The 14,721-nt window shown below is 68.7% G+C and carries 16 protein-coding genes and 4 tRNA genes; 17 read left to right on the top strand and 3 right to left on the bottom strand.

Going from position 1 to position 14,721, the window contains the following annotated elements; all coding sequences use genetic code 11:
* The first annotated feature begins 9 nt into the window (after positions 1-9).
* The gene (locus TRAD_RS12425) at positions 10-2,676 is read left to right on the top strand and encodes a hypothetical protein (protein WP_013178961.1); all 2,667 of its coding nucleotides are present in this window, start codon (positions 10-12) and stop codon (positions 2,674-2,676) included.
* A 21-nt stretch (positions 2,677-2,697) separates the two neighbouring features.
* Here the strand turns inward: TRAD_RS12425 and TRAD_RS12420 are convergent, their stop codons facing one another.
* Positions 2,698-3,075, bottom strand: a complete 378-nt coding sequence (locus tag TRAD_RS12420; protein WP_013178960.1) for a hypothetical protein — start codon at positions 3,073-3,075, stop codon at positions 2,698-2,700.
* A gap of 261 nt (positions 3,076-3,336) precedes the next feature.
* On the opposite strand from TRAD_RS12420, the gene TRAD_RS12415 reads away from it, so the two are divergent.
* From TRAD_RS12415 to TRAD_RS12405, 3 genes are all read left to right on the top strand, one after another.
* Positions 3,337-3,714, top strand: coding sequence for a hypothetical protein (locus tag TRAD_RS12415; protein ID WP_013178959.1), 378 nt, complete (start codon positions 3,337-3,339; stop codon positions 3,712-3,714).
* Positions 3,715-3,829: 115 nt separating this feature from the next.
* On the top strand, positions 3,830-4,501 hold the full coding sequence (locus TRAD_RS12410; protein ID WP_013178958.1) for a response regulator transcription factor: 672 nt from the start codon (positions 3,830-3,832) through the stop codon (positions 4,499-4,501).
* A 61-nt stretch (positions 4,502-4,562) separates the two neighbouring features.
* Positions 4,563-6,002, top strand: a complete 1,440-nt coding sequence (locus TRAD_RS12405; protein ID WP_013178957.1) for a sensor histidine kinase — start codon at positions 4,563-4,565, stop codon at positions 6,000-6,002.
* A 135-nt stretch (positions 6,003-6,137) separates the two neighbouring features.
* Here the strand turns inward: TRAD_RS12405 and dcd are convergent, their stop codons facing one another.
* Together dcd and TRAD_RS12395 are read right to left on the bottom strand one after the other, a co-directional pair.
* Positions 6,138-6,686 carry a dCTP deaminase gene (gene dcd, locus TRAD_RS12400; protein WP_013178956.1) on the bottom strand — a complete coding sequence of 183 codons (549 nt, stop codon included), beginning with the start codon at positions 6,684-6,686 and terminating at the stop codon, positions 6,138-6,140.
* 67 nt (positions 6,687-6,753) lie between these two features.
* Positions 6,754-7,305 carry a hypothetical protein gene (locus TRAD_RS12395; RefSeq protein WP_013178955.1) on the bottom strand — a complete coding sequence of 184 codons (552 nt, stop codon included), beginning with the start codon at positions 7,303-7,305 and terminating at the stop codon, positions 6,754-6,756.
* Between the two features lie 47 nt (positions 7,306-7,352).
* Between TRAD_RS12395 and TRAD_RS12390 the strand changes: the two genes are divergently transcribed.
* From TRAD_RS12390 to rplL, 13 genes are all read left to right on the top strand, one after another.
* Positions 7,353-9,104: a DNA polymerase/3'-5' exonuclease PolX gene (locus TRAD_RS12390; RefSeq protein WP_013178954.1), complete on the top strand. Its 1,752-nt coding sequence runs from the start codon at positions 7,353-7,355 to the stop codon at positions 9,102-9,104.
* An 80-nt stretch (positions 9,105-9,184) separates the two neighbouring features.
* Positions 9,185-9,260, top strand: a tRNA-Thr gene (locus TRAD_RS12385).
* 16 nt (positions 9,261-9,276) lie between these two features.
* A tRNA-Tyr gene (locus tag TRAD_RS12380) sits at positions 9,277-9,361 on the top strand.
* Between the two features lie 75 nt (positions 9,362-9,436).
* Positions 9,437-9,512: transfer RNA gene (locus TRAD_RS12375), tRNA-Gly, on the top strand.
* A 73-nt stretch (positions 9,513-9,585) separates the two neighbouring features.
* A tRNA-Thr gene (locus TRAD_RS12370) sits at positions 9,586-9,660 on the top strand.
* 95 nt (positions 9,661-9,755) lie between these two features.
* Positions 9,756-10,973 (top strand): elongation factor Tu, encoded by a 1,218-nt coding sequence (gene tuf / locus TRAD_RS12365; protein ID WP_013177534.1) that lies wholly within the window; start codon positions 9,756-9,758, stop codon positions 10,971-10,973.
* 136 nt (positions 10,974-11,109) lie between these two features.
* Positions 11,110-11,274 carry a 50S ribosomal protein L33 gene (gene rpmG, locus TRAD_RS12360; RefSeq protein WP_013178953.1) on the top strand — a complete coding sequence of 55 codons (165 nt, stop codon included), beginning with the start codon at positions 11,110-11,112 and terminating at the stop codon, positions 11,272-11,274.
* Positions 11,275-11,279: 5 nt separating this feature from the next.
* Positions 11,280-11,459: a preprotein translocase subunit SecE gene (gene secE / locus TRAD_RS12355; RefSeq protein WP_013178952.1), complete on the top strand. Its 180-nt coding sequence runs from the start codon at positions 11,280-11,282 to the stop codon at positions 11,457-11,459.
* An 81-nt stretch (positions 11,460-11,540) separates the two neighbouring features.
* Positions 11,541-12,089, top strand: coding sequence for a transcription termination/antitermination protein NusG (gene nusG, locus TRAD_RS12350; RefSeq protein WP_013178951.1), 549 nt, complete (start codon positions 11,541-11,543; stop codon positions 12,087-12,089).
* A gap of 81 nt (positions 12,090-12,170) precedes the next feature.
* The gene (rplK, locus tag TRAD_RS12345) at positions 12,171-12,608 is read left to right on the top strand and encodes a 50S ribosomal protein L11 (protein ID WP_013178950.1); all 438 of its coding nucleotides are present in this window, start codon (positions 12,171-12,173) and stop codon (positions 12,606-12,608) included.
* Positions 12,601-13,284: a 50S ribosomal protein L1 gene (gene rplA / locus TRAD_RS12340; protein WP_013178949.1), complete on the top strand. Its 684-nt coding sequence runs from the start codon at positions 12,601-12,603 to the stop codon at positions 13,282-13,284. Before rplK ends, rplA begins: the two co-directional genes overlap by 8 nt.
* Before the next feature lie 188 nt (positions 13,285-13,472).
* On the top strand, positions 13,473-14,012 hold the full coding sequence (gene rplJ, locus TRAD_RS12335) for a 50S ribosomal protein L10 (RefSeq protein ID WP_013178948.1): 540 nt from the start codon (positions 13,473-13,475) through the stop codon (positions 14,010-14,012).
* Positions 14,002-14,385, top strand: coding sequence for a 50S ribosomal protein L7/L12 (rplL, locus tag TRAD_RS12330; RefSeq protein ID WP_013178947.1), 384 nt, complete (start codon positions 14,002-14,004; stop codon positions 14,383-14,385). The genes rplJ and rplL overlap by 11 nt, the downstream gene beginning before the upstream one ends.
* The last annotated feature ends 336 nt before the right edge of the window (positions 14,386-14,721 follow it).

Here is a 14,721-nt window from a genome sequence, read left to right as displayed (position 1 = left end):
CCGAGGTACGTGCGCCCCCTTGCTGTAACGCTCCTCACCGCGAGCGCCCTGTTGGTCGGTTGGGCGGGCGGTCACACCCCCGAAGCGCCCTCCCGTCACGCCGCTTACGAGGTCGCCGCGCCGCGCGTGCGGGTGCTTTTTGAGGACCCGGCGCTCTTAGCCTACGCCCAGCGCGTGGCGCGCGAAGCCGAAGCAGCGCTCGACGTGCTGGAACCCCTGTTCGGCTCCGCCCCACCCGTGACGCTCCGCGTCGAGGGGGAGACGGACGTCTACAACGGCCTCGCCTCCGCGCTGCCGCGACCCAACGTGGGGCTGCGGGCGCTGTTTCCGACCGACACGGCGCTCGGCTACGGCGCCGAGAGCGACCTTGCGCTGCTCCTGGTGCACGAGCTCACGCACGTGCTGCAGTTCGCCTTTTTGGAGGGCCGCGGCGCGCCGCGCCTGGGCCTGGTGGGGGAGACGGCGGCGACCCCGCCCCCGGCGTGGCTTATCGAGGGGCTAGCGGTGTGGGCCGAGAGCACCTTTACCGCGGGGGGGCGCCGCGACGCCGCCCTGACCCGCGGGCTTTTGGAGAGCGTTGCCCTCGCCGGAAGGTGGCCGACGTTGCCCGAGGTGAGCCTCGCGACCTTTAGCGGGTGGCCGGGGGCGCAGGCGCAGTACCTCTTCGGCGGCGCCTTTACGGACGCCCTGATCACCCGACACGGCTTCGGGGCCGTGCTGGCGAGCCTGCGCGCCTTTAACGCCGGGGGGGTGCTGCGCCCCTTTGCGGCGGCGTGGCGCGAGGCGGTCGGGACGGACCTAGAGGCCGAGTGGGCGACGTGGCGCGCGGAGGTGCTGGCGCGCGCCCGAACGCGCGCCGCTGCGCTTCACGAGGTGCGCGGCGTGGGGGCGCGGCGCACCGCGACGGGGTGGTATACCCGCGCGCCGACGCCGAGCCCGGACGGCCGGAGGCTCGCTTGGGTGAGCTGGCCGGCCGCGATCAAGCTCGCCGAGGTCGGCCCCGGCGGCACGCTCGAGGACGAACGCACGCTCCTCGAGGGGCGGTTGCCGACGGCGCTCGCCTGGCTCGACGCGCGCACGCTCGTCTACGCGCGCGTCGCCCCACGGCCCGGCCGCACCTTGTCGGAGCTCTTCGCCCTCGACGTGCACACGGGGGTCGAGCGGCAGCTCACGAACGGGGCGCGCGCCAAGCTCCCCGCGGTTACCCCCGAGGGGTGCGTGCTCTTCGTGCGCGACGCTCCCCCCGAGCGGGCGCGCCTGGACGCGTGGTGTGAGGGCGACGTGCGCACGCGTTGGACAGCGCCCCCGGGGGTGCATCCGGTGGGGGTGGCGGTGAGCCCCGCGGGGCAGGTGGCGCTGAGCCTCTGGCAGCGGGGTGCGGTGCGGCTCGCCCTGCTAGACCCCGAGGGGGGGGTGCGCTGGCTCACCCCGCCCGAGCTGCAGGCGCTCGAGCCCGCGTGGCGCGGCGAAAGGGCGCTCCTCTTTCGGGCGGTGGGGCCGCAGGGGGTCGCCGAGCTCTTCGAGCTCTCCCTCACGGATGGGCGCCTCGTGCAGCAGACGCGTACCCTGGGGGGGGCCTTCGCCCCGGCGGCCTCCCCGGAGGGAACGGGGGTCTGGTACGTAGCGCTAGGTGGCGGCGGTTACGACGTGGCGTTTTTATCCGCCGCCGACGCCTTGCAAGAGCGCACGCCGCACGCTCTCGCGCCGGCCGCACCGCCGCTAAAGACGCCGCCGGCAGCGCCTCCCGAACGCGGCCCCTTCCCCGTGCGCCCCTACACGCCGCTGCCGAGCCTCGCCCCCTTCGGTTGGCTGCCGAGCGCCGGGGAGCTGCGCGTGGCGCCCTTCGGCGCCGCCGCCGAGGTGAGCGTGCTCGGCCTTGACGACTCCGCCGCGCACAGCTACGCCGCAGTGCTCGGCTTCGACACCGCGCTGACGGCCACGAGTGGCCTCTACGGCTACGTGCGCTACGACTACGGGGCGTACGAGGTGCTGCGGGCGGTGCCGCGCCCCCTGCGCTTCGGGGTGCAGGCGGGCGCTTGGCCCTACGCGGGGGGCGGGGGGCGCCGCGAGACCGCCTTCGGGGTGCGGGCCCATGTGGGGGCGTACCTGCCCCTCGACCGCTACACCGCCTCGCTCCGCGCCGAGGGGGCGGCGCTCAGGCTGCTGGACCCCACCCTTGCGCGCGGCGCTCTCGAGGCGAGCGCCCACGCCGCGCTCGCCGAGGAGCGCACCGACCCCTGGGGGTACCGCGTGCGGGGGGGGCGCGCGGCGCTCCACGGGGTCTGGAGCGCCGCGCGGGGGTTAAGCCTCTGGGGGGAGGGGGTGGTGGCGCGCACCGAAGCGGGGTGGGGGGTGGAGGCGGCGTGGTTGGCGGGGTTTCGCCCGCGTTGGCCGTTACCCGCCGCGCCAGCGACCGACGTCGCCGTGCTCAGCACGCTCGGGTTGCGGCGCTCGCTTCCCCTCGCGCTCCGCTACGGCGACGGCCTCTACGCCGCCGAGCGCGTCACCCTAGAGCCGCGGTTGCGGCTCTGGCTGGACGGCGCGCTGCACGTCGGGGCCGACCTCACGGCCTCGCTCGACGCCGTGCTCGGCTACGGGACGCCAGTCAGCTTCGGGGTGACGCTCGGCTACGCTGGCGGGGTGTGGTTGGGGGTGGGGCCGCGCGCCGCCTTTTAGCACCCTTGGCTGCGCCCAGGGCTACAAGCAGGCGCTCTGGCGTCGAAACGACCGCACGTAGGCGAGCGCTGCGGCGAGCGGGGCGCGCAAGGTGGGCTCGAGGGTGCCGACGGCGACGTCGAGCCACACGGCAGTCGCGCCGCGCGCCCCAGCGGCCAGCAGAAGCTCCTCTTTCGCGCGCCAATCGTTCGCCGGCGCGACCCTGACGCGCAGCGCATGGGGGAGCGCGGCGAGGTGCGCCCGCGCCCCGGTTTCGGTGCGAAAGAGGAGCGCGGCGCGACCCGCTTCGGTGCGCAGCAAGGTGACGTCGAGCTGGTGAGGAAGCTCGCGGCCGAGGTAGTAGAGGGGGCCGTCGAGGTAAAACGCTTCAGGAGCGGCTCGTTGCGGGTCGCGCTGCACCCCCCTAGGCTAGCAGGTGCTGGTGGGTTCGTACGACCCGTGCCTTGGGGGGGTGCTTGTGGCCTTTTGCGTCGCTTCGCCCGGAGGCTGCGCGCCGCGCGTGTCGTATAATGGGCACGTTAACGCACGAGAAGCCATCAAGGATGAAGGTTCCTTTACGCAACCCTATGCCCCGCTTAGCGTGCCCCCTGTTAGGATGCCCTCCATGACGTACGGCCTCGCTCCGAGTTTGCGTTTTCTCCCCCCCCGACAGAGGCGACCATGAAGGCGCTTTTGCTCTGGCTCGCGCTCGGCCAGGCGTTCATCGCCGGCCACGCGTTTTTGCCAGGGACGGTCGTAAAGCTCGTCCATCCGGACCTTATCCCCGTCTACACCTCGGGGGTCGTCGAGGGGAAAGAGCTCACGTTTCCGCACGCCCTCGAGCCCGAAACCGAGGTGCGGCTCTTGATCTTGCCCCCCGATGCCAGCGAGCGCGAGGCGGCGGCCGCGGTAGCGGAGGCGCCGTACGGGCGCATCGGCCCCACGGGCGACGACATCTTCGTCCGCTTCGAGGGGGCCGAGCGGGCGGTATCGCTGAAAAAGTGGCTGCTGGACGCTTACGGTATCGAGCTGCACTTCGCGCCGCTCGCGGGGCCTTAGGGGCCCAAGGGCGTGGCGCCGCACCTGGAGACCCGTGGCGGCGCTCGGGTTGACGCCGCTGTTGCGCTACAGTTCGTGCGCGTAAAGTCCGTTTGACCAAGGGGAGCACATCACGATGAGCCAAAGCAAGCACATCTTAATCGTGGAGGATGATCTAGATATCAGCCGCCTCCTAACCCTCGAGCTCGAGGAGGCGGGGTTCCGGGTGACGGCGTGCGAAACGGGGATGCGCGGGCTCGCCGCCGTGCGCGAGCTAAACCCCGACCTGATCGTGCTCGACCTGGGGTTGCCCGACCTTAGCGGCGCCGAGATCGCGCGCCGCGTGCGCAAAACGAGCAGCACGCCGATCATCATCCTGACCGCGGCCGACGACGTCGCGACGAAGGTGGAGATGCTCAATGCCGGCGCCGACGACTACCTCGCCAAGCCCTTTCACACCGAGGAGCTGCTGGCCCGGATCCGCGTGCAGCTCCGCCACCAGAACGCGGGTTCGGCGCAGACTGTCGGCGATATGGTCATCGACATCAACCGGCGGCAGCTCTACTGGGACAAGCAGGAGATCCGCCTCTCGCCGCGCGAGTTCGACCTCTTGGTCTACCTCTGCGGTTCGCCGGGGCGCGTCTACACCCGCCAGGAGATCGAGCAGAACGTCTGGGGCGAAGAGTTACCGCCCTCGTCGAACGTCGTGGACGTCCACATCGCGAATATCCGTGCCAAGCTGCGCGACGCGGGCGGTTACGGCCTTATCCGGACGGTGCGCGGGATCGGCTACGCCATCAAGAGTTGAGCGGGGTCACGGTGAGAGCGCCGTTAAGCGCGCCTTAAGCTAGATGCGGCAGACTCGGTCGATGATCTCTCGCCGCGGTATCGCCCTGCGCTGGCGCATCACCCTCTTTACGGGTCTGGCGATCGCCTGCTTTACGGCGCTAGCGTCGCTCGCGGCCTTCGCGGTGGTGCGGGCGAGCCTGATCGGGGACCTGCGGCGAGCGCTCGAGGAGGACGTCGCGCGGGTCGCCCGCGAGTACGACGCCGATGCCGCCGACGCTGCCGACGCCGAGGACCCGCTCGAGGGTGAGGCCGCCGAAGCGCCGCGGCTGAGCAGCGCGGCCACCGGCGGGGTCATCATCCACCTCTACAGCAGCTCGGGGGCGCGCATCGCCGCCTCCAACGAGGCGGATGAGGCGGCCGCGGGGCGCGGCACGCTGCTTATTCCTACCGAGGTGGTGCTCGCCGCGCGCGAGGGTCCGCTGACCTGGAACGGTGTGTTCGCCGGTGAACCCGTGAGCGCGGCGCTCGCACCCGTGTCGTTCGGGGTGGCCGCCGTGATCTCGCCCTCGGGGTACATCGGGGCGGCGCTCGAGCAGCTCGCCCGCATGCTCGTGGTCGTGGCGGGCGTTCTCGTGCTCCTCAGCCTGTTGCTCGGTTACCTCGTGGCCGCTGCCGCCGCGCGCCCCGTGACGCAGCTCGCGAACGCCGCCGCCCAGCTCGACCCGAGCAACCTCGTGACGATCACGTACCGCGGCCCCGACGACGAGGTCGGCAAGCTGAGCAGCGTGCTCAACGACCTTATCCTGCGCCTCAAAGCCTCGATGGACGCGCAGCGCGCCTTTCTCGCCGAGACGAGCCACGAGCTGCGCACGCCCTTAACCAGCTTGCAGGGGTTTTTGGACCGTTCGGTGCGGCGCGCCCCCCCCTCGGTGCGGGCCGAGCTCGAGGACGCGCAGCGCATCGCCCGTTCGATGTCGCGGCTTGTCGCCGACCTTTTGCAGCTCACGCGCGGTCAGCTCGTGCGCGAGTACGTCCCGCACCTTCTAGACCCGCACACCGACATCCTCAAACCCGTGGCTGAAGAGTTTCCGGGGGTGCGGCTCGAGTCGCGCCCGGGGGGGCTGTTGCTCGGCGACCCGGAGCGGCTCAAACAGCTCGTGCGCAACCTGACCGCCAACGCCGTCAAAGCGACCGGCAACCCGCGCAAAGTCACCCTGGGGCTCGTGACGACCGACGAACACGTCGTGCTGATCGTGCGCGACCGCGGCCCCGGTATCCCCGAGGAGGTGCTGCCGCACATCTTCGAAAAGTTCTACAAGGGTGCCGGCGGGGGTGCGGGGTTGGGGCTCGCGATCGCCAAGCAGATCACCGACGTCCACGGCGGGATGATCGAGGTCGAGAGCGTCCAGGGGCGTGGGACGACCTTCCGGGTCACCCTGCCGGCCTTTTCCGAGGAGTTCGACGAGCTGCCTGGGGGCGTTGAGGGCAACGCGGGACGGCCGGTCGTGAGCGAGCGCTGACGAGGTTCGGCGCGGCCGCACCAGAATCCCACGTTCCGCTTGGGGGACGCTCGGGGTGCGTGGCTACCCGTAGCTCGGAAGGTGCGTGCAAAGCGGCCTCTTCTGGCGTGCGTAGCCAGATGACCGGGCGACGCGTCACAGCTTCGGGAGCGTCACCCCGCGCTGCCCCTGATACTTGCCCTTGCGTTCGGCGTAGGTGACCTCCGGCCGCTCCCCCTGGAAAAAGAGGAGCTGCACGATGCCCTCACCCGCGTAGACCTTGGCGGGGAGCGGGGTGGTGTTGGAGAGCTCGAGGGTGACGTGCCCCTCCCAACCGGGCTCGAGCGGCGTGACGTTGGCGACGATGCCGCAGCGCGCGTAGCTCGACTTGCCGAGGGCGACGACCATCACGTCGTCGGGGACGCGCAGGTACTCGACGCTCCGGGTCAGCACGAACGAGTTGGGGGGGATGATGCAGGTGTCGCCGCTCGTCTCGACAAGCCCGCGCAGGTCGAAGTTTTTGGGGTCGACGACGGTGTTAAAGGCGTTGACGAAAACCCGCCATTCGGGGGCGGCGCGCAGGTCGTAGCCGAACGACGAGAGCCCGTACGAGATGACCCCTTGCCGCACGAGCCGGTCCTCGAAGGGTTCGATCATCCCCGCGCGCGCGCGCTCCCGAATCCACCAGTCCGGTTTGATGCTCATGCCCCGCAGTCTACCGTGAACGCCTCCTATGAGCGCCCACCGTGAAGGGCCGTGTGCGCCACGCCGGTTACTCCGCCCCCGGTAGGTCGAAGCGGACGCCGAGCGAGAGGTCGAACGACTGCCCGAGCGCTGGCAAGAGGAGCGGGCGGTGGGTGTAGACGAACGTGAGCGCCGTCCCCGGCGCCACCTCGTAGGCGACCGCGGCGCTTAGGGCGAACCCGAACGAGCCCGCAGCGTAGGTGAGGCCGGCGCCGGCAAAGCTGCGGAAGCCGAAGAGGTCTTCTGGACCCGGCAAAAAGCTGAACCAACCGCCGAGGTCGAGGGTTGGCGCGTCCGGCAGGCTGAACGCGCCGTAGAACCCGGTGGTCTCCGAAAGGGGCTGCACGCCGCGTACCCCGAAGCGGGGGGCGGGCGCTAGCCCCGTCTCGGTAGGGCGGTAGCCGAGACCCGCCTCGAGCCACACCGAGGGGGGCGGAGGGAGCGGGGTGACGCGTTCGGCGGGTGTGTCGGCCGCTGCCGGGGTGCCCTGCGCCGCAGCGGTCCCCAACGCCAGGGCTGTGAGGAGCCCTACACGAACGCCCCGCCACACCCCTGCGGAGAGGGTAAGGAGAGAACACACGGACGCCAGTGTACCGCGCCCCGCGACAGGGGCGATAGACTACCCTCATGACCGAGCCCCCCTCACCCCCCGCGGCCACCCTCTGGCCCGATAAAAAGTCGCTCGTACGGCAGCTTTTGGAGGTCTCGCGCCTCCTCGAGGTGCTCGGCGCCGAGCCCTACCGCGCCGCGGCCTACGCGGGGGCGGCGCGGCGGCTCGAGGCGTACGAGGGCGACCTCACACCCCTGCTCGAAGCGGGGCGCCTGACCGAGGTGCGCGGCGTCGGACCGGGGGTCGCGGCCGCCGTAGAGGCTTTGAGGGGGCGCGGTGCGCCGCAGCTCCCCCTCTTGGAGGCGCTCTACGCGGAGGTGCCGGAGGGGGTGCTCGGACTCCTGCGGGTCGCGGGGTTGGGCCCCAAAAAGGTGCGGGCGCTCTGGCAGGCGGGGATTGCCGACCTCGACGCGCTCCTCGCGGCGGCGGGGGACGGTCGCCTGGCCAAGGTGCGCGGCTTTGGCGCCAAGAGCGCCGCCGCCGTCACGGCGGCCGCCCGCTTCGCGCTCGAAGCGCGCGAGCGCGAGCGCCTCGACGAGGCCGAGGTGCGCGCCGCGCGTTTCGAGGCGCTTTGCAAAACGCTCGCACCGGAAGCGACGCTCGAGCGCGCCGGGGAGCTGCGGCGTGCGCTCGAGACCGTCGGGGCGCTTTCGTTCGTGGTGACTGGGCTCCCTGTGACGGTGCTCGCAGAGCGCCTCGCTTCGCTCGGGGCCACCCCGAGCGAGGGGGGAGAGCTGCACCTGAGCTTTGAGGGGCGGCCCCTTGAGCTGTGGTGCGCCGACGCGGAGGCTCTAGGTGCCGCGCTCGCCTGCCGCACCGGCAGCGAGGCGTTCGTCGCGGCGCTCGCGGCGCACGCCGCCGCCAAGGGATTGCGGCTCACCCCCGCGGGGCTGCTGCGGGGTGAGACGCTGCTGCCGACCCCCACCGAAGCGGCGCTCTGGACCCAGCTAGGTCTCCCGATGGTCCCCCCCGAGCGGCGCGAGGGGGGGCTGGTGGGCGACGAGGCGCTCGTCACGCTGACGGACATCCGCGGGCTCGTCCACAACCACACGACCTGGTCCGACGGCGCCTGTTCGCTCGACGAGATGGTGGCGGCGGCGCGCGCCCTCGGCTACCGCTACCTGGCCCTGGCCGATCACTCCCGCACCTCGTACTACGCCAACGGCTTAAGCGTGGAGCGCGTCTTCGAGCAGGCCAGAGCGGTCGCGCGCCTCCGCGAGGCGCTCGACCGCGACGGCGCGGACTTTAAGGTGCTGCACGGGCTCGAGGTAGACATCCTCCCCGACGGCTCGCTCGACTACCCCGACGAGGTCTTGGCCAAGCTCGACTACACCGTGATCAGCGTGCATCAGCACTTCACGCTCGACAAAGTCAAGCAGACCGAGCGCTTGGTGCGCGCGGTGCAGCACCCTTACGCGAGCATTTTGGGGCACCTAACCGGCCGCCTCCTCCTGCGTCGCCCCCCCTACGAGGTCGACGTCATGGCGGTGCTAGCGGCGTGCGCCGAAGCCGGCACCGTCGTCGAGATCAACGCTAACCCCCGCCGTTTGGACCTCGACTGGCGCCTCGTCGCGCGCGCCAAAGCGCTCGGCTGCCGCTTTGCAATCGACCCCGACGCCCACCACGTCGACGGCTACCACGACCTCCGCTACGGCGTCCTGATGGCCCGCAAGGCCGGTCTCAGCGCGATTGACGTTGTCAACACCGCTCCCGACGCCGGCGCCTTTCTCGCGCGCCTGAAGCCCTCTCGCGCGCCGGTCGGGGGCTGACGGGGGGCTGTTGACACCCCTTGAAGAGCATGCTACGCTTCATATTCGGGCACGCTTCAAAGCTGCCCGAGCGCGGTTGGGCCACCCTAGCTCAACTGGTAGAGCACCCGACTTGTAATCGGAAGGTTGTCGGTTCGATTCCGATGGGTGGCTCCAGACGCAGGTTGCCCGTGGGTCGGTGCCCGAGTGGTTAAAGGGGACGGACTGTAAATCCGTTGGCTTTGCCTACGATGGTTCGAATCCATCCCGGCCCACCAATCCCTAGCACGACGTGCGGGCGTAAAGCCGCCTAGGGTGCCGAATCGGGTGCGCGATCTGTAAGCGCAGTGTGTGCGGGAGTAGCTCAGTTGGTAGAGCGTCAGCTTCCCAAGCTGAATGTCGCGAGTTCGAATCTCGTCTCCCGCTCCAACCGAGCCGAGCGTACCCCGGAGGGAGCTCCCGTCCGGGGACCGCTTGGGGCGTTGGGTTGCGGTTCAAGTAGGCTCGTGTAGCTCAGTGGTAGAGCACTCCCTTGGTAAGGGAGAGGTCGACGGTTCAATCCCGTCCACGAGCTCCAACTTAGAACCCGAAGCCGGATGAGGTCAGACCCGTGAGCGGGCTGGCCGATTTTGGCTGCTTGGCCCCGTGAGGCCACGTTAAGGAGGCCAGAAGATGGCGAAAGCGACGTTTGAGCGGACGAAACCGCACGTCAACATTGGGACGGTAGGGCACGTCGACCACGGGAAGACGACGCTAACGGCGGCGATCACGTTTACGGCGGCGGCGGCGGACCCGACGATCGAGACGCTGTCGTACGACCAGATCGACAAAGCGCCGGAGGAGAAGGCGCGGGGGATCACGATCAACACGTCGCACGTGGAGTACCAGACGGCGGCGCGGCACTACAGCCACGTGGACTGTCCGGGGCACGCGGACTACGTGAAGAACATGATCACGGGGGCGGCGCAGATGGACGGGGCGATCTTGGTGGTATCGGCGGCGGACGGGCCGATGCCGCAGACGCGGGAGCACATTTTGCTAGCGCGGCAGGTCGGGGTGCCGTACATCGTGGTGTTCATGAACAAGACGGACATGGTCGACGACGAGGAGCTGTTGGAGCTGGTCGAGATGGAGGTGCGGGAGCTGCTGTCGAGCTACGACTTTCCCGGGGACGACATTCCGGTGATCAAAGGGTCGGCTCTCAAAGCGCTCGAAGCGCTGACGGCGAACCCGAATACGCAGCGCGGGGAAGACGAGTGGGTGGACAAGATCTGGGAGCTCCTCGACGCGGTGGACAGCTACATACCGACGCCGGAGCGGGACATTGACAAGCCGTTTTTGATGCCGGTGGAGGACGTGTTTACGATCACGGGTCGCGGGACGGTAGCGACGGGGCGCGTGGAGCGTGGGCAGGTCAAGACGGGTGAAGAGGTGGAGATCGTGGGCTTGTCGCAGACGCGCAAGAGCGTGGTGACGGGGGTCGAGATGCACCGGAAGACGCTCGACGTGGGCATTGCGGGGGACAACGTGGGGGTGCTGCTGCGGGGCGTGCAGCGCGATGAGATCGAACGGGGGCAGGTGCTGGCGAAGCCGGGGTCGATCACGCCGCACACGCAGTTCAAGGGGTCGGTGTACGTGCTGAAGAAAGAGGAGGGGGGCCGGCACAGCGCGTTTTTCTCGGGGTACCGGCCGCAGTTTTACTTTCGCACGACCGACGTCACGGGGGTGTGCACGCTGCCCGAGGGGGTGGAGATGGTGATGCCGGGGGACAACGTGGAGCTCTCGGTCGAGCTCATCAAACCCATCGCCATGGAAGAGGGGCTGCGCTTCGCCATCCGCGAGGGCGGTCGCACCGTCGGCGCTGGCGTCGTCACCCAGGTGATTAAATAGCTTTAGGTCGTCCGCGTGCTTGGGGCGCGTAGGGTTCCCCCTACGGCGCCCCGTGCGGTTTGACGGCGACGGCTGGATGATACCAGCCCGGGCTGGGCCGCAGCGCGCTTGGGAGTACCTAGAGTAGAGGAGCGTTATGGCAAGCGATGTAAGGATCAAGCTGCTGCTCGAGTGCACCGAGTGCAAGCGCCGCAACTACACCACTCACAAAAACCGGCGCAACACGCAGGGCAAGCTCGAGCTGCGCAAGTTCTGCCCCTGGGATCGCCGGCACACCACGCACCGCGAAGTCAAGGTGTAAGCGGCGTGCGGGGTTTGCTGCGCTACCTGCGCAACTCGCGCGCAGAGCTCGGCCGCGTCACCTGGCCCACGCGCCAGGAGGTCGTTCAGTCTACCCAAGCGACGCTGATCTTTGTGCTGATCACCTCGCTTTTCCTGCTCGCGACCGATACGGTGCTGGGCAACCTGATCAACCTGTTTTTGTAAGGGGGGTTCCCCCTAGGAGTCGAGACGTTTCATGGGACGTTACAAGAGCTGCGGACGCTGCATGTGCCTGGAGGTTCGGGCGTGAGCATCGAATGGTACGCCGTTCACACCTATGTCGGGCACGAGGAGAAGGTGCGTAGCAACATGATGCAGCGCGCCCGCTCCCTCGGGATCGCCGACAAGATCTATCAGGTCGTCGTGCCCTCTGAGGAGACGGTCGAGCATACGGGCGGCGGCAAAAAGGAGGTCGTTCGGCGCAAGCTCTTCCCCGGCTACGTCTTTGTGCAGATGGACCTGGGCGACAACCCCGACGAGCCGAACGAAGCCTGGGAGGTCGTGCGCAACACCCCGGGCGTCACGGGGTTTGTCGGCACGGCGACGCGCGCGGTGCCGCTGACGCCGGAGGAGGAGGCGCGCATGCTCGGGATCACCGGGGCGAAGGAGACGCCCAAGGTCAAGGTCAACTTCAGCGTCGGCAACATTGTGCAGGTGACCTCCGGCCCCTTCGCCGACTTTACCGGGGTGGTCTCGGAGCTGAATCCGGAGCGCGGCAAGGTCAAGGTGCTCGTCTCGATCTTCGGCCGTGAGACCCCCGTCGAGCTCGACTTCTCGCAGGTCATCAAAACCTAAACCGAGTGCTGGGAGCGGAGGCTCCCGCGAGCGTTTGGACCCCGCAGCGCGCCCGGCTGTGGGGGAGCTTAAGGAGGAAGTGTGGCAAAAAAAGTAGCTGGTATCGTCAAACTCCAGCTGCCGGCTGGTCAAGCGACCCCGGCCCCGCCCGTTGGGCCGGCGCTGGGTCAGTACGGCGCGAACATCATGGGGTTTGTCAAGGAGTACAACGCGGCAACGGCGTCGCAAGCGGGCGCGATCATCCCGGTGGAGATCACCATCTACGCCGACCGTTCGTTTACCTTTATCACCAAAACCCCCCCGGCGAGCTACCTGATCCGCCAAGCGGCGGGGATCGCCAAGGGCTCGGGGATGCCGAACAAGCAGAAGGTCGGCAAGCTCTCCTGGGAGCAGTGCCTCGAGCTCGGGCGGACGAAGATGAAAGACCTCAACGCCAGCGACGAGGTCGCCGCCGCGAAGATCATCGCGGGGACGGCGCGTTCGATGGGTGTGTCGGTAGAGGGGGCGCCGGATGCCTAAGCACGGCAAGCGTTACCGCAGCCTCCGCGAGAGGGTCGACCCCACGAAGCGCTACTCGAGCGCTGAAGCGGCGGCGCTCGTTAAAGAGCTCGCGACCGCTAAGTTCGACGAGACCGTTGAAGCGCACCTGCGCCTCGGCATCGACCCGCGCAAGTCCGACCAGAACGTCCGCGGGACGGTCGCGCTGCCCCACGGCACGGGGCGCAGCGTACGCGTGCTCGCGTTGACGCAAGGGGAGCGGGTCGCCGAGGCCGAAGCGGCCGGGGCCGACTACGTCGGCGGCGACGAGCTCATCGCTCGGATCCAGGAGGGCTGGTTGGACTTCGACGCCGTCGTGGCGACGCCCGATATGATGGCAGCGGTCGGGTCGAAGCTGGGGCGGATCCTCGGCCCGCGGGGGCTCTTACCCAACCCCCGCTCGGGGACGGTCGGGCCCAACATCGGCGAGCTCGTGCGCGCGCTTAAAGCGGGGCAGATCGAGTTCCGCAACGACAAGACGGGGGTGGTGCACGCCCCCATCGGGAAAGCAAGCTTTGAGCCCGAAAAGCTGGCCGAAAACCTCGAGGCCTTCCGCCGGGCGGTCGAAGCGGCCAAACCCGACGCGGCGCGTGGGGTCTTTATCCGCACGGCGTACTTAAGCTCGACGATGGGGCCGAGCATCCCGCTCGAGCTCTAGCGCGCTCGCCCCGCGCGGCTAGAGCCGCGCGGGGCACCGACAGGCATTCCGGTGCGTAGCACCTTTTTGGCGTTAAAGACAGCAGGGGCCCAGCCAGGCTTAAAGATCCTGCCGAGGCGCTAGGCGGGTTTCAGCCCGTTCTAGGCTACGCTTCGCGGTTTTACGCTCGCTTTCAGTAAAGGACGAAGATGGCCAACCCAAGGAATGAGGCGTCGGTTGCCGAGCTGCGCGAGCTGCTCGGCGACGTCAAGACCTTCTTCTTGGTGGACTACCAGGGGCTTTCCGCCGAGCAGATCGGCGCTTTAAGGCGCAAACTGCGCGACGCGGGTGGGCGGCTGCTCGTCGCCAAAAACACCCTCGTCAACGTGGTCCTTAAAGAGCAGGGGGTCACCGGATTAGAGGACCAGCTCAAGGGTCCGACGGCGCTCGTGTTGGTCGGCGACGATCCCGTCACGCCAGCCAAAGCGGTCACCGACTTTTCCAAAGACCACCCGAACGACCTGCCGGTCGCCAAAGGCGGCCTGCTCCAGGGGGCGGTGATCGGGAGCGACGCGCTCTCCAAGATCGCCAAGCTGCCCGCGCGCGACCAGCTCCTTAGTGAGCTCGTCGGGGTTTTGCAGGCGCCCTTGCAGCAACTCGTGGGGGTTCTCGACGCCGCCCCGCGGAACCTGGTGTCTGTCATGACGAACTACTCGGAAAAACTCAAGGAGGAAGAACATGGCGTTTGATAAAGAGGCGATGATCGAGCAGCTGAGCGGCCTGACGGTGCTTGAGCTCGTGGATCTGGTCGAGGGTCTGAAGGAGAAGTGGGGCGTCGAGGCTGCCGCCGCGATGCCCGCCGGGATGATGATGCCCGCAGCGGGCGCGGCTGCCCCCGAAGCGGCCGAAGAGCAGACCGAGTTCACCGTCAGCATCAAGTCGGCGGGTGACAAGAAGCTCAACGTGATTAAAGAGGTGCGCGCGATCACCTCGCTCGGCCTCAAAGAGGCCAAAGACCTCGTCGAAAGCGGCGGCGTCGTGAAAGAGGGGGTCGGCAAAGAGGAGGCCGAGGAGATCAAGAGCAAGCTCGAAGCAGCGGGCGCGACCGTCGAAGTCAAGTAGGGCTAAAGGCGCCGGATGCAGGGTTGGGGTAGGCCGTAAGGTGGCTTACCCTCCCCTTTTCAAGCGGGCGGTATGGTAGTAAGGCTGGCTCGAGGACGCAACACGCCACGGAGGTGACCCGAACGTGCAGAGCCGGTTTATACGCGCCGTCAACGTGCCTAGCGCTACCCCGATAGAGGATACGGACCCAAAACGCTGCTAGAGGTGATCACAACATCGACCCGGTGAAGCCGAGCCCCACGGGGCTGGGCGCGCTTTGCTGTCCCTTGCCTTCACACGCGCGTGTAGGGAGGTCTAGCGAACGCCAAAAGCCCGCCACGAAGCATAGCACATTCC

The sequence above is a fragment of the Truepera radiovictrix DSM 17093 genome, from assembly GCF_000092425.1.
Classification (GTDB): Bacteria; Deinococcota; Deinococci; order Deinococcales; family Trueperaceae; genus Truepera; species Truepera radiovictrix.
This window is presented reverse-complemented; position numbering and strand designations above follow the sequence as displayed.

Excerpts from the sequence above, each read along its gene's own strand:
- TRAD_RS12415 (WP_013178959.1), top strand. The coding sequence starts at position 3,337 with ATGAAGGCGCTTTTGCTCTGGCTCGCGCTCGGCCAGGCGTTCATCGCC.
- TRAD_RS12410 (WP_013178958.1), top strand. The coding sequence starts at position 3,830 with ATGAGCCAAAGCAAGCACATCTTAATCGTGGAGGATGATCTAGATATC.
- TRAD_RS12405 (WP_013178957.1), top strand. The coding sequence starts at position 4,563 with ATGATCTCTCGCCGCGGTATCGCCCTGCGCTGGCGCATCACCCTCTTT.
- dcd (WP_013178956.1), bottom strand. The coding sequence starts at position 6,686 with ATGAGCATCAAACCGGACTGGTGGATTCGGGAGCGCGCGCGCGCGGGG.
- TRAD_RS12390 (WP_013178954.1), top strand. The coding sequence starts at position 7,353 with ATGACCGAGCCCCCCTCACCCCCCGCGGCCACCCTCTGGCCCGATAAA.
- tuf (WP_013177534.1), top strand. The coding sequence starts at position 9,756 with ATGGCGAAAGCGACGTTTGAGCGGACGAAACCGCACGTCAACATTGGG.
- rpmG (WP_013178953.1), top strand. The coding sequence starts at position 11,110 with ATGGCAAGCGATGTAAGGATCAAGCTGCTGCTCGAGTGCACCGAGTGC.
- rplA (WP_013178949.1), top strand. The coding sequence starts at position 12,601 with ATGCCTAAGCACGGCAAGCGTTACCGCAGCCTCCGCGAGAGGGTCGAC.
- rplJ (WP_013178948.1), top strand. The coding sequence starts at position 13,473 with ATGGCCAACCCAAGGAATGAGGCGTCGGTTGCCGAGCTGCGCGAGCTG.
- rplL (WP_013178947.1), top strand. The coding sequence starts at position 14,002 with ATGGCGTTTGATAAAGAGGCGATGATCGAGCAGCTGAGCGGCCTGACG.